This is a genomic window from Mycobacterium sp. SM3041 (genome assembly GCF_039668335.1).
Taxonomy (GTDB): domain Bacteria; phylum Actinomycetota; class Actinomycetes; order Mycobacteriales; family Mycobacteriaceae; genus Mycobacterium.
In genome coordinates this window covers 1-16,676 of record NZ_JAYXBQ010000026.1, presented here as the reverse complement: position 1 = coordinate 16,676, position 16,676 = coordinate 1, and the positions used below count along the sequence as shown (strand labels likewise).

The following is a 16,676-nucleotide window of genomic DNA, read 5'->3' as shown; positions in this document are numbered from 1 at the left end:
CACTACGGTGGGTATCAGAGCACGGGCGGGCCTTTGAGCCACTACGGCGCGTGGTGGCGTGTGCCCGGGTAAGGAGTGGTTTGGGTGGCCGGTCGGATCGAGATCGACGACGTCGCACCAGTGGTGTCCGCAGGCCGATATCCCGCCAAGGCCGTGGTCGGCGAAGTGGTTCCGATCAGCGCGACCGTCTGGCGCGAAGGTCACGACGCCGTCGCCGCGACGCTGGTGGTGCGCTATCACGGCCCCGTCTACCCGCAGCTCGCCGAGACCCCGCCGGGTGCGACGCCGACGCCCGCCCCGCCGCGCGCCAAGGTCAAGCCGACCCGGCTGCCCATGGCCCCGGGTTTCACTCCCGACGTGTTCCACGGCCAGTTCACCCCGGACAGCGTCGGTCTGTGGACGTTCCGGGTCGACGGCTGGGGCGACCCCATCGCGACGTGGCGGCACGCCATCACCACCAAGCTCGAGGCCGGCCAGAGCGAGGCCGAGCTGTCCAATGACCTCCTGGTCGGCGCGGGTCTGCTCGAGCGCGCCGCCACCGCAGTCCCCCAGGGCGACCGCGCCCCGCTGCTCGCCGCCGCCCGGCGGCTTCGGGATCCCGGCGACCCGTACGTCCGCGCCGCGGCGGCACTGGCGCCGGACGTGACGGACTTGCTGCGCAAATACCCGCTGCGTGAATTGGTCACGCGCGGAGAGCAATACGGTGTCTGGGTCGACAGGCCACGGGCCCGGTTCAGTTCCTGGTACGAACTCTTCCCCCGGTCCACGGGCGGCTGGGACGCCGACGGGAAGCCGGTGCACGGCACGTTCGCCACGACCGCAAAGGCGATTCCACGCGTCGCCGCAATGGGTTTCGACGTGCTGTACCTGCCGCCGGTACACCCGATCGGCAAGGTGCACCGCAAGGGCCCGAACAACAACGTGACCGCCGCGCCCGGTGACGTCGGCTCCCCCTGGGCCATCGGCAGCGACGAAGGCGGGCACGACGCGGTGCACCCGGATCTGGGCACCATCGCCGAGTTCGACGACATGGTCGCCGCAGCCCGCGACAACGGCCTGGAGGTGGCGCTCGACCTGGCGCTGCAGTGCGCACCCGACCACCCGTGGGCCAAGGACCACCCCGAGTGGTTCACGGTGTTGCCCGACGGCACCATCGCCTACGCCGAGAACCCACCGAAGAAGTACCAGGACATCTACCCGCTGAACTTCGACAACGCCCCGGCAAGCCTCTACGACGAGGTACTGCGCGTGGTCAAGTACTGGATGTCGCACGGCGTCAAGATCTTCCGCGTCGACAACCCGCACACCAAGCCGGCGAATTTCTGGGCCTGGCTCATCGGCCAGGCCAAGAACATCGATCCCGACGTGCTGTTCCTGTCGGAGGCGTTCACCCGCCCGGCCCGCCTGTACGGCCTCGCGAAACTCGGCTTCACGCAGTCGTACACATATTTCACCTGGCGCAACTACAAGTGGGAGATCACCGAATTCGGCCAGGAGATCGCCGCGTACGCCGACTTCTACCGGCCCAACCTGTTCGTCAACACCCCCGACATCCTGCACGCCAGCCTGCAGCATGGCGGCCCGGGAACGTTCGCGATCCGGGCGGTGCTGGCGGCCACGCTGAGCTCGTCGTGGGGCGTCTACTCGGGTTACGAGTTGTTCGAGCACCTGGCAGTCCGCGAGGGCAGCGAGGAATACCTGGACTCCGAGAAGTACCAGTTGCGGCCACGGGATTTCGAGGCGGCGCTGGCCGGCGGCCGGTCTCTCGAGCCGCTGCTGACCCGGCTCAATGAAATCCGCCGAGTCCATCCGGCGCTCAGCCAATTACGGACCATCAAGTTCCATCACGTCGACAACGATGCAATGTTGGCGTACAGCAAGTTCGACCCCGTTACCGGTGACACCGTCCTGGTGGTGTTGACGCTCAACGCATTCGGCCCCGAGCAGGCAACGCTGTGGCTGGACATGGGCGCCCTCGGCATGGAGGACCACGACCGGTTCTGGGTGCGAGACGAGATAACCGGTGAGGAATACCAATGGGGCGCAGCAAATTACGTGCGACTGGACCCGGGCAAAGCCATAGCCCACATACTGAACATGCCGCAAATCCCGTACGACAAGCGGCTGACTCTCCTGCGGAGGCAACCGTGACGAGCCACCTCCGGCCGCCCGTCGCAGATCTGGCCCGGCTGCTGGCCGGCGAGCACCACGACCCGCATTCCATCCTGGGTGCGCACGAGTACGGCAAGAACACGGTGATCCGGGCGCTGCGCCCGCACGCCACCGGGGTCACGGCGCTGATCGGCAAGAAGCGCTACCCGATGGAAGCCATCGAGGACGGCGTGTTCGCCGTCGAGGTGCCGTTCACCAATCTGGCCGACTACCGATTCGAAGTCGAATACCCGGGCGACGTCCTGCACACCACGGCCGACCCTTACCGCTTCCTGCCGACCCTCGGTGACATGGATCTGCACCTGCTGGCCGAGGGCCGGCATGAGCGGCTGTGGGAAATCCTTGGTGCGCAACCCCGTTCGTTCACGACCCCCGACGGGGTGGTCGAGGGCTTCTCGTTCGCGGTGTGGGCGCCGAACGCCAAGGGCGTCAACCTGATCGGCGACTTCAACCACTGGGACGGCAGCGAGGCTCCGATGCGGGCCCTGGGCTCGTCCGGGGTGTGGGAACTATTCTGGCCCGGATTCGAAGTCGGCAGTCTGTACAAGTTCCGGATCCACGGCGGCAACGGCACCAACGGAGCCGTCACCGATCGCGCCGACCCGATGGCCTTCAACACCGAGGTGCCGCCACTGACGGCGTCGAAAACGTTTGTCAGTTCCCATGTCTGGCAGGACGACGCGTGGATGGCCGCGCGCGCCGAGCTCAACCCGATCTTCGAGCCCATGAGCACCTACGAGGTGCACCTCATGTCCTGGCGCCCGGGGCTGAGCTACCGCGAGCTGGCCGTCGAGCTCACCGAGTACGTGGTGGCGCAGGGTTTCACGCACGTCGAGCTGCTCCCCGTGGCCGAGCACCCCTTCGGCGGCTCCTGGGGATACCAGGTGACGTCGTACTACGCCCCGACGTCACGGCTCGGCACCCCCGACGACTTCCGCTATCTGGTCGACACGCTGCACCAGGCCGGCATCGGCGTGATCGTCGACTGGGTACCCGCGCACTTCCCCAAGGACTCGTGGGCGCTGGGCCGGTTCGACGGCACGCCCCTGTACGAGCACGCCGACCCCCGGCGCGGCGAGCAACTCGACTGGGGCACCTACGTTTTCGACTTCGGTCGCAACGAAGTCCGCAACTTCCTCGTGGCCAACGCACTGTACTGGCTGCAGGAGTTCCACATCGACGGTCTCCGCGTCGATGCCGTCGCCTCGATGCTGTACCTGGACTACTCGCGTCCCGAAGGCGGTTGGACGCCCAACATCTACGGCGGCCGGGAGAACCTGGAGGCGGTGCAGTTCCTGCAGGAGATGAATGCCACCGTCCACAAGCTGGTCCCGGGCATCGTCACCGTCGCCGAGGAATCGACCTCCTGGCCCGGCGTCACCCGCCCGACAAACCTTGGCGGCCTTGGCTTCTCGATGAAGTGGAACATGGGGTGGATGAACGACACCCTCGACTACATCAGCCACGACCCGGTGCACCGCAGCTACCACCACCACGAGATGACGTTCTCGATGCTGTACGCCTACAGCGAGCACTACGTCCTGCCGATCAGCCACGACGAAGTCGTGCACGGCAAGGGCACGCTGTGGACCCGGATGCCCGGCGACGACCACGCCAAGGCGGCCGGCCTGCGTCAGCTGCTGGCCTACCAGTGGGCGCACCCGGGCAAGCAATTGCTGTTCATGGGACAGGAATTCGGCCAGCGCGCCGAATGGTCGGAAGAACGCGGGCTCGACTGGTTCCAGCTCGGCGAGCACAGCTTCTCAACCGGTGTGCAGCAACTGGTCCGCGACATCAACGGCATCTACCGGGACAACCGCGCGCTGTGGTCCCGCGACAGCAGCCCCGAGGGCTACTCGTGGATCGACGCCAACGACTCCAACAACAACGTGCTGAGCTTCCTGCGGTTCGGCGACGACGGGTCGTCCGTCGCGTGCGTCTTCAACTTCTCCGGCAGTGAGCACTCGCAGTACCGGCTGGGCCTACCGCACGCCGGGACCTGGCAGGAGCTGCTGAACACCGACGCCACGGTCTACAACGGCGCGGGCGCCGGCAACATGGGCGCCGTCGAGGCCACCGACGACCCCTGGCACGGCCGTCCCGCCTCCGCCGTCCTGGTCCTCCCGCCGCTGTCGGCGCTCTGGCTCAAACCCGCCTAGCGAGTTCACGCAAGGTCAGGCGCGCAGCCCGTCGAGGAGGCGGCGCACCGCTGCACCGATGTCGCGGCGCGCACGAACGGGATCGGAGGCGCCGGCGATCGCGGCCACGGCTTGATTGCTGAGTCCCATCAGCAGCACCGCCAGCGGTGAAATCGGTTGCGGCGCAAGCACCCCCTGTTCCAGCAGGGTGACAAGGCCGGCTTCGATATTGGCCAGGGTGTACCGCGCGTTGCGTTCCTGCCATTTCTGCCAGCCGAGCACCGCGGGCGCGTCGACCACACGGATGCGCTGCAGTGGTGCGTCGACCGCGGTGTCGAGCACGGCATCCCAGCCGGCGAGGAACACCGACCAGGCATCGTCACCGCCTTCGGCGGCCGCCGCGGCAGCGGCCCGAACCCGGGCGCTCACCACCTGGTCGGCGCGGTCGAAGACCTCCTCGAAGAGCGCTTCCTTGTCCGCGAAGTGGTGATAGAGCGAGCCCCGGGTCACGCCGCTGCGGCGAACGATCTCCTCGGTACCGGTCTGGTGGTAGCCCTGCGCGCCGAACAACTCGGTCGCGACTGCGACGAGCCGCTCCCGCGAATCCCCCTTGACCGTACCCATACAAGTTGTATCGTATCAGCATACAGACTGTATGGAGGTCGCCATGACGACAGTCGACACCCACGTCCCCACGAGCCTCGGCGATCTGCGGGTACGCCGCACGGGGACCGGGCCTCCCGCCGTCTTGTGGCACAGCCTCTGGGTGGACTCGCGCAGTTGGGGCCCGCTCGTCGACATCCTGGCGACCCAGCGTCAGGTGGTGACCATCGACGGACCGGGATACGGCACGAGCAGCCCCATCCACCGGGATTTCAGTCTCGGCGAATGCGCAAGTGCCGCAGGCGAAGTGCTCGACGCGCTCGGCCTCGGTGCGGCCGACTGGGTCGGCAACGCCTGGGGCGGCCACGTCGGCATCATGCTCGCGGCCACCGAACCGCACCGGCTGCGCAGCCTGACCACCATCGCCGCGCCGGTCCTACCCGTCAGCCGACGACAGCGCTGGACCCAGACGTATCCGCTTGCCGCGGCCTACCGACTGCTCGGACCCAATCCCCTGCTCACCAAAATCCTGTTCGACGTGCTTCTCGGCGGCGCCGATATCGCGCGGACGCAGCACGCGGCTGAACTCAAAGCCGCTTTCCGCGCCATGGACCACGAATCCGCCAGGCGCACAATCCGATACATGCACAGCTGGCAGTCACTCGCCGGCCAGCTCGCCACCGTCACCGTCCCGACGCTGCTGATGACCGGCGATCTCGGCGATCAGCACTGGAGTCCCGCCGACGCCCGCGCCGCGGCCGACACCATGCCGCACGCGCGCGTCGTGCCCCTCACCGGCTCCGGACATGTCGGCCCGCTGCTCGTCGACACCGACGCGATCGCTGCGGCCGTCACGGACTTCTGGCAGTCACCGCCGGTGGTGCCGCGCGACCCGGGGGCGCTTCCTACCCGCGAGCAGACGTAAAACTGTCAATTTCAGCGGGAAATCGACAGTTTTACGTCTGTTCGCGAAGAAAGGGCGACCCCTAGTACAGGGCGTTGGCGAGGTTGCGCCGGCCCGCGATGACCTCGGGGTCGGCCGGGTCGAACAGGTCGAACAACTCGATGAGCCGGGTGCGCACGCGGGTCCGGTCGTCGCCGGCGGTCTTCTTGACGAGCGCGATGAGCCGGTTGAACGCGCCGTCGACGTCGCGCTGGAAGAGCTGCACGTCGGCGGCGGCGAAGGCCAGGTCGATGTCGTCGGGTGAGGCGTCGGCGAGACGCACGGCCTCCGGTCGCTGCGCGGACGCGCGCTGCAGGAACGCGATCTGCTGCACGGCGCCCTTCGCCTCGACGTGCGCCGGGTCGGCCTCGAGGATCGCCTGGTACGCCGCCAATGCGCCGTCGAAGTCTCCGTTGTCCAGGAAGTCCCGGGCTTGCGCGAGAGCGGGGTCGACCTGTTCCTCTTCACCCTCGGCGCCGCCACCGAGCTTGCCGGCCGTCGCCTGCAACAGCGAGTCCACCCAGCGCCGCAGCTGATCGGCCGGCTGACCGCCCTCGAACGACGTGATCGGCTGCCCGCCGGCGAGCGCGACGACCGTCGGGACGCCCTGGATACCGAACATCTGGGCGATGCGCGGTGAGGTGTCGACGTTGACCGTGCCGAACGACCACTTGCCACCGTCCTCGGCGGCCAGCGCGGACAGCGTCTGCCCGAGCTGGACACTCGAGTCACTGCGCGGCGACCACAGCAGCACGACGACCGGCACCTCACCGGAGCGGATCAGCACCTCGGCTTCGAGATTGGCCTCGGTGATCTCGATGCCACCAGGCGCGCCACCGGCAGCGGCAGCACCTTCAGCGGGACGGTTTTTGAGCGCGGAGAGGTCCACCGCGCCAGCCAGCGCGGGACCGATAGGACGCGGACGAGTCACGCTGTCCAGTCTGTCACGCGACGGCCGACGGCTCCGGTTCGCCCTCGGCGGCACGGGCCCCGACTGCCAGCGCGCCGCTTCGTTCGGCCCAGCGCAGGAACGCCACGCTGGCCAGCGGCACGATGCTGGACACCGCCGCCAGCACCCAGGTGACCAGCGACCACCGCGCGGCCCAACCGACGATCAGTCCGGTGGCCACGAAACCCAGGAACACCACGCCGTGGAGCATGCCGAAGATCTGCACACCGACCTCGGTGCGAGGCGTGCCGAGGTACTTGAAGTACATGCCGGTCAACAGTCCGACCCAGCTGACGGCCTCGGCCAGAGCGATCAAACGAAACCAGCCCGCCACCCGGGGCACAACAGCGTTCATGGCGCCATTGTGCCCGAGTGACGGGCTGACTACTACGAGGTGTAGTTCACACCTCGCGGAAAACTACGGACGACGCAGGATCAGGGCGTCGCCCTGACCGCCGGCGCCACACAGTGCCGCGACGGCGTAACCCGAACCCTTGCGGGCCAGCTCCAGCGCCGCGTGCAGCGTGATGCGCGCGCCGGACATGCCGATCGGGTGACCGATGGCGATGGCGCCACCGTTGACGTTCACCTTGTCGCCGTCGACGCCCAGCTCCTTGGTCGAGGCCAGCGACACCGCCGCGAAGGCCTCGTTGATCTCGATGACGTCCAGCTGGTCGACCGTGATGCCCTCACGCTCGACGGCCTTCTTGATGGCGTTGGCCGGCTGGCTCTGCAGCGTCGAGTCCGGGCCCGCGACGACGCCGTGAGCGCCGATCTCGCACAGCCAGGTCAAGCCCAGCGACTCGGCCTTCTCCTTGCTCATCACCACGACGGCACACGCGCCGTCGGAGATCTGCGACGACGAACCGGCGGTGATGGTGCCGTCCTTGCGGAATGCCGGCCGCAGGCCACCGAGCGACTCGGCGGTGGTGTTGCCGCGGATGCCCTCGTCCTCGGAGAACTCGATCGGGTCGCCCTTGCGCTGCGGGATGGACACCGGAACCACCTCGTCGGCAAAGACGCCGTCCTTCCACGCCGCCGCGGCCTTCTGGTGCGACTTCGCGGCGAACTCGTCCTGCTCGGCGCGGGTGAAGTTGTCCTGGTCGTTGCGCTGCTCGGTCAGGGCGCCCATCGGCTGGTCGGTGAAGACGTCGTGCAGACCGTCGTACGCGAGGTGATCCAGCGCGGTGACGTTGCCGTACTTGTAGCCCTCACGGCTCTTGGGCAGCAGGTGCGGGGCCTGGCTCATGGACTCCTGGCCGCCGGCCACCACGACCTCGAACTCGCCGGCGCGAATCAGCTGGTCAGCCAGGGCGATGGCGTCGATGCCCGACAGGCACATCTTGTTGATGGTCAGCGACGCGACGTCCCACGGGATGCCCGCAGCGACGGCTGCCTGGCGGGCCGGCATCTGCCCGGCGCCGGCGGTCAGCACCTGGCCCATGATCACGTAGTCGACCTGCGAGGGCTCGACGCCGGCCTTCTCCAGCGCACCCTTGATGGCGACGGCACCCAGGTCGCTACCCGAGAAGTCCTTCAGCGAACCCATCAACTTGCCCACCGGCGTACGGGCTCCAGCAACAATTACCGAGGTCGTCATTTCCATCCTCCAACAAATCTGTAACGGCTAATGTGGCCGATCACACAGGCGCAAATTCGGTCGTATCAGGTTACCTTTACGTTATGACCACCGAACACGTCGATGCCCGTCCGGCGCTGGCCAGCGCCCTCGTGACCGCTATTGATCACGTCGGTATCGCCGTGCCGGATCTGGACGCCGCGATTCGCTGGTACCACGACCACCTCGGCATGATCGTCCTGCACGAAGAGGTCAACGAGGACCAGGGCGTCCGCGAGGCCATGCTCTCCGTCCGTGGCGCGCCCGTCGGCAGCGCCCAGATCCAGCTGCTGGCCCCGCTCGACGAGAAGTCGACCATCGCCAAGTTCATCGACACCCGCGGCCCCGGCCTGCAGCAGCTGGCCTACCGCACCAGCGACATCGAGGCCCTGTCCGAGCGCCTGCGCGCCGACGGCGTCCGCCTGCTGTACGAAGCCCCGCGCCGCGGCACCGCCGACTCGCGCATCAACTTCATCCACCCGAAGGATGCCGGCGGCGTGCTGATCGAGCTCGTCGAGCCCGCCAAGGATGCGGCCCACTAAAGCGGTCTAGGACCACCGCCGGGTCGGTCCTCTGTTCCCCCGATTCGCCCAGCACGGTGTGTGCCAATGCCGGCGGTCTTCGGCGTCATCGACCCGCAGCACCACCACATGCGCTGTGCCCGGGCGGATTTCGTGATCGCATCCAGGGCACCGATAGGTCTTGACGGCGCGGGATCCGGCCACGGGCCGCACCTCGTAGTCGTATCCGTCGGGTCCGGTCTCCACCCGGCGCGACGACAGCCCGAGCAGTGGCGGCGGATCGCGCCGAGGCCGCTCCGGACGTCGCCGAGGCATCAGAACAACCGGAACTCGTCGTTGTCCATGCCGCGCATCTTGTCGTAGTCCAAAGTCACGCAACGGATTCCACGGTCTGTGGCCAGCGTGCGCGCCTGCGGCTTGATCTGCTGGGCGGCGAACACCCCGGCGACCGGCGCCAGGACGCTGTCCCGGTTGAGCAGATCGAGGTACCGCGTCAGCTGCTCGACGCCGTCGATCTCCCCGCGCCGCTTGATCTCCACCGCGACCGACGCCCCGGTCTCGTCACGGCACAACAGGTCCACCGGACCGATCGGCGTCGGGTACTCGCGTCGCACCAACGTGTAACCGACGCCCAGCAACTCGACGTGCTCGGCAAGCAGTTCCTGCAGGTGGGCCTCCACGCCGTCCTTCACCAGACCGGGATCGACCCCGAGCTCATGACTGGAGTCGTGCTCGATGTCCTCGACGGTGATCCGCAGTTGCTCACCGGCCTTGTTCTCGACGACCCAGACCAGAGCCGAAACGCCGTCCACTGCCGCCTCCTCGACGGTCCAGCACGGCGGCGTCATCCAGTTCAGCGGCTTGTAGGCGCGGTCGTCGGCATGCACACTCACCGATCCGTCCGCCTTGAACAGCAACAGGCGACGGGCCGACGGCAGATGTGCGGTCAGACGTCCGACGTAGTCAACGGTGCACTGGGCGATCACGAGACGCACCCGAACCACCTTAGGGGTATTGAATCCCGCTCCGGACTCGCCCCACGAACTAGGCTGACGGCCAATGACTGCGGACCAGAGCGGGACCACGCGCCTGGCGCGGATGCGGGAAGCCATCACCCCGCGTGCCAGCTTGCAGGCCACACCCGAATACGGATCGTGGATTCTCGGACGGGTTTCCGAGACCCAGCGCCGACGACGTATCCGCATTCAGTTGATCCTGACCACGTTCGTCGTCGTCGCGAACATGATCGGCGTCGGCGTCTCGATCCTCATCGAGACGGTCTTGTTCCCGACCCCCAACGTCTTCCGGGCCGACGTCTGGTGGATCACCACGATCGTGGCACCCGCGTACATCGTGTTCGCGTTCCTCGTCGGCACGGTGTGGGCGACCAACAGGGTGATCCAGAGCGTGCGCTGGGCCATCGAAGAACGCACCCCGACAGTCGAGGACCAGCGCAACACGTTCCGCGCACCTGGCCAGCTCACGCGGGTACTGCTGTCCCTGTGGGGCCTCGGCGCCGTACTGCTGACGACGCTCTACGCATTGCACGACACCCAGTTCATTCCCAAACTGCTACTGGGCGTCACGTTCCCCGGCATCGTCGTGTCCACCAGCTGCAACCTGTACACCGAGTTCGCGCTGCGGCCTGTCGCCGCCGACGCGCTCCAGGCCGGACGACCGCCGTCCCGGCTGGCACCGGGAATCATGGGCCGAACCATGGTGGTGTGGGCGTTCGGCTCGGGCGTGCCGATGCTGGGCGTGCTGTTGGCCGCGGTGTTCGCACTGACCCAAAGCACGCTCACCCCAACCCAATTCGCGTTCGCGGTGCTGGTGCTCGCGGTGTTCGCGTTGGTCTTCGGCGCGTTGCTGATGTGGATCGTGGCGTGGCTGACGGCCAGCCCGATCCGCATCGTGCGGCAGGCGCTCAGCCGAGTCGAGCAGGGCGACCTGACCACTGATCTGGTGGTCTTCGACGGCACCGAGTTGGGCCAGCTGCAGCGCGGATTCAACTCCATGGTGCACGGGCTGCGGGAACGCGAACGGGTCCGCGACCTGTTCGGCCGGCACGTCGGACGTGAGGTCGCGGCGCTCGCCGAACAGGAGAAGCCGCAACTGGGCGGCGAAGAACGGCACGCGGCGGTGATCTTCGTCGACGTCATCGGCTCCACCCAACTGGTGACCAGCCGCCCGGCCGTCGAGGTCGTCGACCTCCTGAACCGCTTCTTCGCCGTCATCGTCGACGAGGTGGACCGGCACCACGGGTTCGTCAACAAGTTCGAGGGCGACGCGGTGCTGGCGGTGTTCGGGGCGCCGGTGTCATTGCAGTGCACCGAAGGTGACGCCCTGGCCGCCGCCCGGGCCATCGCGTCGCGACTACGCGACGAAGTGCCCGAACTGCAGGCCGGCCTCGGCGTCGCGGCCGGCACCGTGGTGGCCGGCAACGTCGGAGCCAAGGAGCGATTCGAATACACGGTGATCGGCGAGCCCGTCAACGAGGCGGCTCGACTGTGCGAGCTCGCCAAGTCCGTGCCGGGCCATCTGGCAGCCGCCGCGTACATGCTCGACGCCGTCAGCGAATCGGAAAGGGCGCACTGGGCCCTGGGTGACACCGTGACGCTGCGTGGGCTGTCCGAGCCGACGCAACTGGCCATCCTCGCCTGAGATTCACATCCGCTTCACACAGATCCGGAGGATCATGGTGACCATGAAGCGACATCTCGCCATGGCTGGTGCCGCCGGCACGCTTGCCATGTCGTTGGCGCTCGCTCCGGCCGCCACTGCCGACGTCTACGACACCGGCGGTTCGGCGGCCGACGTCATCAACAATCTCCAGTCCGAGGGCTACCTCGTCCACATCAACTGGACCAACGGTTTCGACGTCAAACCGCTCGAAGTCTGCTGGGTCACGGGCGTGAACAACCCGGGCAATTTCAAGCCCGGCGGGACGGTGGCGGCGACCGTCTACGTCGACGTCCAGTGCCCCAATCACGAGTACTGAGTCACACCTGCGGGTACGGCGCGAAGCGCTTGTCGAATCCGGCCTTCCGCGCATCGAGTGCCGCTTGCCGTTGTGCCGCAGTGACATACACCGTTCCGGCGGGCAGCACCGTGCCGAGGTCGCTGAGCGCCACCACCTGTGAACTCACCTTCGGCAGGTTGGTGTCGGTGGTGTCGAGGGCCTGGAAGCGGATCGAGATGGTCCCCTGGTTGAGGCCGCCGGTGGACACCCAGTTCGCCACACCGGGATCGGTCGGCGACACCACGATTGTGTAGCTGCCGTCCGCGTTGGCCACCGACTGTGCGATGTTCAGGCTGGTCTGCTGATCCCAGTAGTTCTTGGTGATGGTCCAGTCGTTGGTCACCGGTACGACGAAATAGCCGGCGTCACCGGGCTTGATCGTCAGCACCAGCGCCTGGTCGTCAGCCAGCTGGAAATACCCCGGGCTCTGCACCTGCGTCGAAAGGAACGTCGCGTTGCTCTCGGGATCGGTGAAGACGTTGGGGGGCTTCGTCTTTCCCGACGAATCCTTGGTCGCCACGTCCATGTACTGCGGTTCCATCCGCAGCCCGAGCGCGAGAATCACCGACGCTTCCAAGCCCTGCAGGAACCGCGGCATCACCGGCAGCGGTGGAACCAGCGACACCAGATTGGTCAGGAACGGGTTGCCCGAGACGGCCGGTCCCAGACCGGGGATGTCGAAGCCGCCGATCTGCGCGAACAAGCTGTTTCGGGGGCCGCTGACCCGCTCGATGGACAGGCTCATCGGATCCTGAGTGTTCCAGTCCGACAGCGTGTTCCGCGCGACGATCAACGTGGTGTCGGTCGGGATCTGCAGATGGTTGGTCTGGCCCGGTTCGGCGGGGCGCGAACTCACCGTGACCGTGAAAGTGCCGTCCGGGTTGATCTGCATGTCCTTGGCATTCTGCACCGCGGCCGTCTTGCCGCCGAGGCCCGTCAGCACGCTGAAGGTCGTCTCCGCGGGCCTCTCCCCCGGACCGAACTTCCCGCTGATCACGTACGTCGACGTCGAGTTGACCGCCATCATCCGGTAGATGGTGTCCGGGTTGTCGTACAGGATGCGCGTGCCGGTGATCGACTGGCCGAACCAATCATGCGGCGGCATGACCATTTCCAGCACCGTCGGCCGCATCGGGTTCAGCAGCTGGTACTCCATGGCGGCCTGCTGGGCGTACTCGTCGACCGCCTGGTTCAGCTGGTCCAGGTTCTCCTGGTCGGGTCCGCCGACCTGGGAGTACTGCTGCTTGGCATTCAGCTGGAACGCGAACTTGAGGATCGCCTTCATGATCTGCATCGGCAGCGTGTTCACGATGGCGTTGGCTTTCCGCTCACCGGCCAGCTGCTGCGACGTGCCGAGCACCGTGGTGGCGCTCTGCAGCGACGTCGGCGCGGCCGCCAATGACGTTGTCGCCGAGGTGGATGCGGTTTCGCGGCGGGTGACGCCGAGCAGCGCGGACAGCGCGGCGTTCTGCAGCGGCGCGACGGGGTTCCCGGACGCATTCGCCGCCCCATTCAGGCCCACCGCCGAGAGCGCATGCGACACCGCCGCGGTAGCCGCGGCAACCGGTGCACCGAGCGCCGCGACCGGCACGACCACATGTGCCCGTGGCGCGCTGCTCACGGGTGCGTCTTCCGTCACCACCGCCGCCTGCACCTTCGAGGGTTTCTGCGCGGCTATCCCAGCCGGCGTGGCGGCGACCTTCGCCGTCGCGACCTTCTTGGTCGGCTTCGCGTCGGACTCGGACGCTGTGCCGGCGTCGGCCGCATCCTTCGCAGCCGACGGCTTCCCCACGTCCGCCTTACCAGCGGGCCGCTTGCCCGATTTCTTCCCCGGATTCACGACGCCGGCGCGCTTGACGCCCTTGTCCTTCTTCGGCTTCTCGGCATCGGCCTTGTCGCCGTCGCCCTTGGCCGCAGTCTCACCCTTCGCACCCTTCGCATGACTGTCCGAGGACGCGCCCGCGGCATCACTCGGTGCGGCGAAAGCGATGCCCGGGCTACTCGCCACCGCCGCGCCGATCCCCAGGGCGACCGCCAACGCACCGACCCGGCCGACGAATCTGGCTGCGCCAGTTGGCAACTGCTCACGACTGTTGATCGGCATGCGACTCCCCTATACCCCGACTAGAACGCGTTCCAGTTATAACAGGGCCGCACGCGCGCGTCAGCCATTTACGAGACAAATGATTAAATATGTCTCGCCCGCCACGTTGATGTCGATTTTCCGCTAGTACTCGGGTCTACCGCATGCCATTGTCGAAGACATGTACGACGACTTCGACCGCTGCTATCGGGCAGTCCAATCCAAGGACGCCCGGTTCGACGGTTGGTTCGTCACGGCCGTCCTCACCACCGGCATCTACTGCCGCCCCAGTTGCCCTGTCCGGCCTCCGTTCGCGCGCAACGTCCGCTTCTACCCAACCGCCGCGGCAGCGCAGCGGGCCGGCTTCCGGGCCTGCAAGCGCTGCCGGCCCGACGCATCGCCGGGGTCACCGGAATGGAACATCCGCACCGACGTCGTGGCCCGCGCCATGCGCCTGATCGCCGACGGCACCGTCGACCGCGAGGGAGTGACGGGGCTGGCGGCCAGGCTCGGCTACACCACCCGGCAACTCGAGCGGCTGCTCCAGGCCGAGGTGGGCGCGAACCCCTTGGCGCTGGCCCGAGCCCAGCGGAGCCAGACCGCGCGGGTACTCATCGAGACCACGAAACTGCCATTCGGTGATGTCGCGTTCGCCGCCGGATTTTCCAGCATCCGCCAGTTCAACGACACCATTCGCGAAGTGTGCGCACTGACGCCGACCGAACTCCGGCTACGGGCGCAGGCGCGCTTCGAACCCAACGAAAACCCGGGCACGGGAACACTTTCCGTCCGGCTGCCGGTACGTACGCCCTTCGCCTATGAGGGGGTGTTCGGCCACCTGGCGGCCGGCGCGGTGCCCGGCGTCGAAGAGGTACGCGACGGCACGTTCCGACGCACCCTGCGGCTGCCCAACGGCACCGGCATAGTCGGGTTGTCGCCACGCGTGGACCACGTGCAGTGCACGCTGATCCTCGACGACTTCCGGGATCTGGCCACCGCCATCGCCCGCTGCCGGCGACTCCTGGACCTCGACGCCGATCCTGAGGCCGTCATCGATGTCCTCAATGCCGACCGGCACCTTGCCCCTATCGTCGCCAAGGCGCCCGGGCAGCGCATCCCCCGCACGGTCGACGAGAACGAGTTGGCACTACGGGTGGTGATCGGTCAGCAGGTGTCCATGAAGGCCGCTGCGACACACACGCGTCGGCTGGCACTGGCGTACGGCACGACGATCAACGACCCGGTGGGCACCCTGACCCATGTCTTCCCGTCCGTCACGCAACTGGCCGAGATCGATCCGAGCCACCTGGCCTTCCCCGAATCCCGCCGGCGCACGCTCGTGGCGCTGATCGATGCACTCGCGGCCGGCACCCTCGAGCTCGACGCCGGATCGGACTGGCTGCAGGCGAGAACTCAGTTGGCCGAACTGCCCGGTATCGGACCATGGACCGCCGAGGTGATCGCAATGCGGGGACTCGGCGATCCGGATGCGTTTCCGGCCAGTGACCTCGGCGTTCAGGCTGCAGCCAAACAAGCTGGGCTGCCGGACAATTCACGCCGGCTGATCGAGCACAGTGCGCACTGGCGCCCATGGCGCGCCTACGCCACCCAATACCTGTGGACCTCCCTGGATCACGCGGTCAACCAGTGGCCGCCCCTGACCGCCAACCCACCGCAATCACCACAACAGGAGCAGGCATGACCGCCACGTTGCAGACCAGGACGATGCAGAGCCCGGTCGGAACCATCACGATCGCCGGTCGCGACGGACGCATCCGGCACCTGCGGATGGACGATCAGACATATGAGCCCAGCCATGAGGGCTGGGAGCCCGATGAGTCGGCATTTCCAGAGGCCGTCGAGCAACTCACCGCGTACTTCGCCGGCGAACTCCAGGAGTTCGATCTGGAACTCGACCTCGTCGGCACGGAATTCCAGCGACGGGTCTGGGGTGCATTGTTGACCATCCCGTACGGCGAAACGCGTTCATATGGCGAAATCGCTTTACAGGTCGGATCACCGGGTGCTTCACGAGCCGTCGGATTGGCGAATGGACACAATCCCGTCGGCATCATCGTGCCCTGCCATCGCGTTATCGGGGCAAATGGCAGCCTGACCGGATATGGCGGCGGACTGGACCGTAAGAGGCTGCTGCTCGATCTGGAAAAGAGCCGATCAGGAGCAGAAGAGCCGACGCTGTTCGACTGACGGAATGGCATTTCGGCGCCGCATATTGCCACGGCGCCGAAAAGCAAAAACGTCCTGAACGCAAAAATGCCTCAGCCCCCCGATTTTCATCGGGGGGCTGAGGTAATTTGTGTTCGGCGGTGTCCTACTTTTCCGCCCGTGCAGGGCAGTATCATCGGCGCTGGCAGGCTTAGCTTCCGGGTTCGGGATGGGACCGGGCGTTTCCCTGCCGCTGTTGCCGCCGTAACTCTATTCATTTTACGCCCCGGTGCCGGTTCAACCCTGGGGGTTGTTTGGTGGTGGGGTGTGGTCTGTGTGATTCTTCGGTGTGGTGTGGTTGCGAGGCACGGTTGATGTGCAATGTTCTTGTTTACACACGTTGGTTTTTTGGGTGTGTGTAAGTTTTCGGCCGGTTAGTGCCAGTTCCCTAAACCCATTGCTGG

15 protein-coding genes and 1 rRNA gene are annotated in these 16,676 nt (G+C 66.9%); 8 read left to right on the top strand and 8 right to left on the bottom strand.

What is annotated here, in order from left to right; translation table 11 throughout:
• Positions 1-84 precede the first annotated feature (84 nt).
• Together VXD91_RS06925 and glgB are read left to right on the top strand one after the other, a co-directional pair.
• Positions 85-2,151, top strand: coding sequence for an alpha-1,4-glucan--maltose-1-phosphate maltosyltransferase (locus tag VXD91_RS06925; protein WP_346415036.1), 2,067 nt, complete (start codon positions 85-87; stop codon positions 2,149-2,151).
• Entirely contained in the window at positions 2,148-4,331 is a 2,184-nt protein-coding gene (glgB, locus tag VXD91_RS06920) for a 1,4-alpha-glucan branching protein GlgB (protein WP_346415035.1), read from the top strand. The genes VXD91_RS06925 and glgB overlap by 4 nt, the downstream gene beginning before the upstream one ends.
• Before the next feature lie 15 nt (positions 4,332-4,346).
• Here glgB and VXD91_RS06915 read toward each other — a convergent pair whose 3' ends face one another.
• Positions 4,347-4,934, bottom strand: a complete 588-nt coding sequence (locus VXD91_RS06915; protein WP_346415034.1) for a TetR/AcrR family transcriptional regulator — start codon at positions 4,932-4,934, stop codon at positions 4,347-4,349.
• A 43-nt stretch (positions 4,935-4,977) separates the two neighbouring features.
• On the opposite strand from VXD91_RS06915, the gene VXD91_RS06910 reads away from it, so the two are divergent.
• Complete coding sequence (locus VXD91_RS06910) at positions 4,978-5,838, top strand: alpha/beta fold hydrolase (RefSeq protein ID WP_346415033.1); 861 nt, start codon at positions 4,978-4,980, stop codon at positions 5,836-5,838.
• Positions 5,839-5,899: 61 nt separating this feature from the next.
• Here VXD91_RS06910 and VXD91_RS06905 read toward each other — a convergent pair whose 3' ends face one another.
• The 3 genes from VXD91_RS06905 to VXD91_RS06895 all read right to left on the bottom strand — a co-directional run bounded on the left by VXD91_RS06905 (position 5,900) and on the right by VXD91_RS06895 (position 8,405).
• Positions 5,900-6,787 (bottom strand): tetratricopeptide repeat protein, encoded by an 888-nt coding sequence (locus VXD91_RS06905; protein ID WP_346415032.1) that lies wholly within the window; start codon positions 6,785-6,787, stop codon positions 5,900-5,902.
• A gap of 13 nt (positions 6,788-6,800) precedes the next feature.
• A complete protein-coding gene (locus VXD91_RS06900) occupies positions 6,801-7,160 on the bottom strand; it encodes a DUF3817 domain-containing protein (RefSeq protein WP_346415031.1) in 360 nt (119 codons plus the stop codon).
• 63 nt (positions 7,161-7,223) lie between these two features.
• On the bottom strand, positions 7,224-8,405 hold the full coding sequence (locus tag VXD91_RS06895; protein ID WP_346415030.1) for an acetyl-CoA C-acetyltransferase: 1,182 nt from the start codon (positions 8,403-8,405) through the stop codon (positions 7,224-7,226).
• Positions 8,406-8,488: 83 nt separating this feature from the next.
• Here VXD91_RS06895 and mce point away from each other — a divergent pair, with 83 nt between their 5' ends.
• The gene (gene mce / locus VXD91_RS06890; RefSeq protein WP_061007289.1) at positions 8,489-8,965 is read left to right on the top strand and encodes a methylmalonyl-CoA epimerase; all 477 of its coding nucleotides are present in this window, start codon (positions 8,489-8,491) and stop codon (positions 8,963-8,965) included.
• Positions 8,966-8,971: 6 nt separating this feature from the next.
• Here the strand turns inward: mce and VXD91_RS06885 are convergent, their stop codons facing one another.
• Both VXD91_RS06885 and nucS read right to left on the bottom strand, forming a co-directional pair.
• A complete protein-coding gene (locus VXD91_RS06885; RefSeq protein ID WP_082761757.1) occupies positions 8,972-9,259 on the bottom strand; it encodes a hypothetical protein in 288 nt (95 codons plus the stop codon).
• On the bottom strand, positions 9,259-9,939 hold the full coding sequence (gene nucS, locus VXD91_RS06880) for an endonuclease NucS (RefSeq protein ID WP_061005370.1): 681 nt from the start codon (positions 9,937-9,939) through the stop codon (positions 9,259-9,261). The genes VXD91_RS06885 and nucS overlap by 1 nt, the downstream gene beginning before the upstream one ends.
• A gap of 64 nt (positions 9,940-10,003) precedes the next feature.
• On the opposite strand from nucS, the gene VXD91_RS06875 reads away from it, so the two are divergent.
• Together VXD91_RS06875 and VXD91_RS06870 are read left to right on the top strand one after the other, a co-directional pair.
• Positions 10,004-11,605 carry an adenylate/guanylate cyclase domain-containing protein gene (locus tag VXD91_RS06875; RefSeq protein WP_346415029.1) on the top strand — a complete coding sequence of 534 codons (1,602 nt, stop codon included), beginning with the start codon at positions 10,004-10,006 and terminating at the stop codon, positions 11,603-11,605.
• Positions 11,606-11,648: 43 nt separating this feature from the next.
• Positions 11,649-11,942, top strand: a complete 294-nt coding sequence (locus VXD91_RS06870; protein WP_346415028.1) for a hypothetical protein — start codon at positions 11,649-11,651, stop codon at positions 11,940-11,942.
• 1 nt (position 11,943) lies between these two features.
• Here the strand turns inward: VXD91_RS06870 and VXD91_RS06865 are convergent, their stop codons facing one another.
• The gene (locus VXD91_RS06865; RefSeq protein ID WP_346415027.1) at positions 11,944-14,067 is read right to left on the bottom strand and encodes a DUF1214 domain-containing protein; all 2,124 of its coding nucleotides are present in this window, start codon (positions 14,065-14,067) and stop codon (positions 11,944-11,946) included.
• 160 nt (positions 14,068-14,227) lie between these two features.
• Between VXD91_RS06865 and VXD91_RS06860 the strand changes: the two genes are divergently transcribed.
• Positions 14,228-15,748: a DNA-3-methyladenine glycosylase 2 family protein gene (locus VXD91_RS06860; RefSeq protein WP_346415026.1), complete on the top strand. Its 1,521-nt coding sequence runs from the start codon at positions 14,228-14,230 to the stop codon at positions 15,746-15,748.
• The gene (locus tag VXD91_RS06855; RefSeq protein WP_212812493.1) at positions 15,745-16,254 is read left to right on the top strand and encodes a methylated-DNA--[protein]-cysteine S-methyltransferase; all 510 of its coding nucleotides are present in this window, start codon (positions 15,745-15,747) and stop codon (positions 16,252-16,254) included. The genes VXD91_RS06860 and VXD91_RS06855 overlap by 4 nt, the downstream gene beginning before the upstream one ends.
• Positions 16,255-16,365: 111 nt before the next feature.
• Here the strand turns inward: VXD91_RS06855 and rrf are convergent.
• Positions 16,366-16,479, bottom strand: a 5S ribosomal RNA gene (gene rrf, locus VXD91_RS06850).
• Between the last annotated feature and the right edge of the window lie 197 nt (positions 16,480-16,676).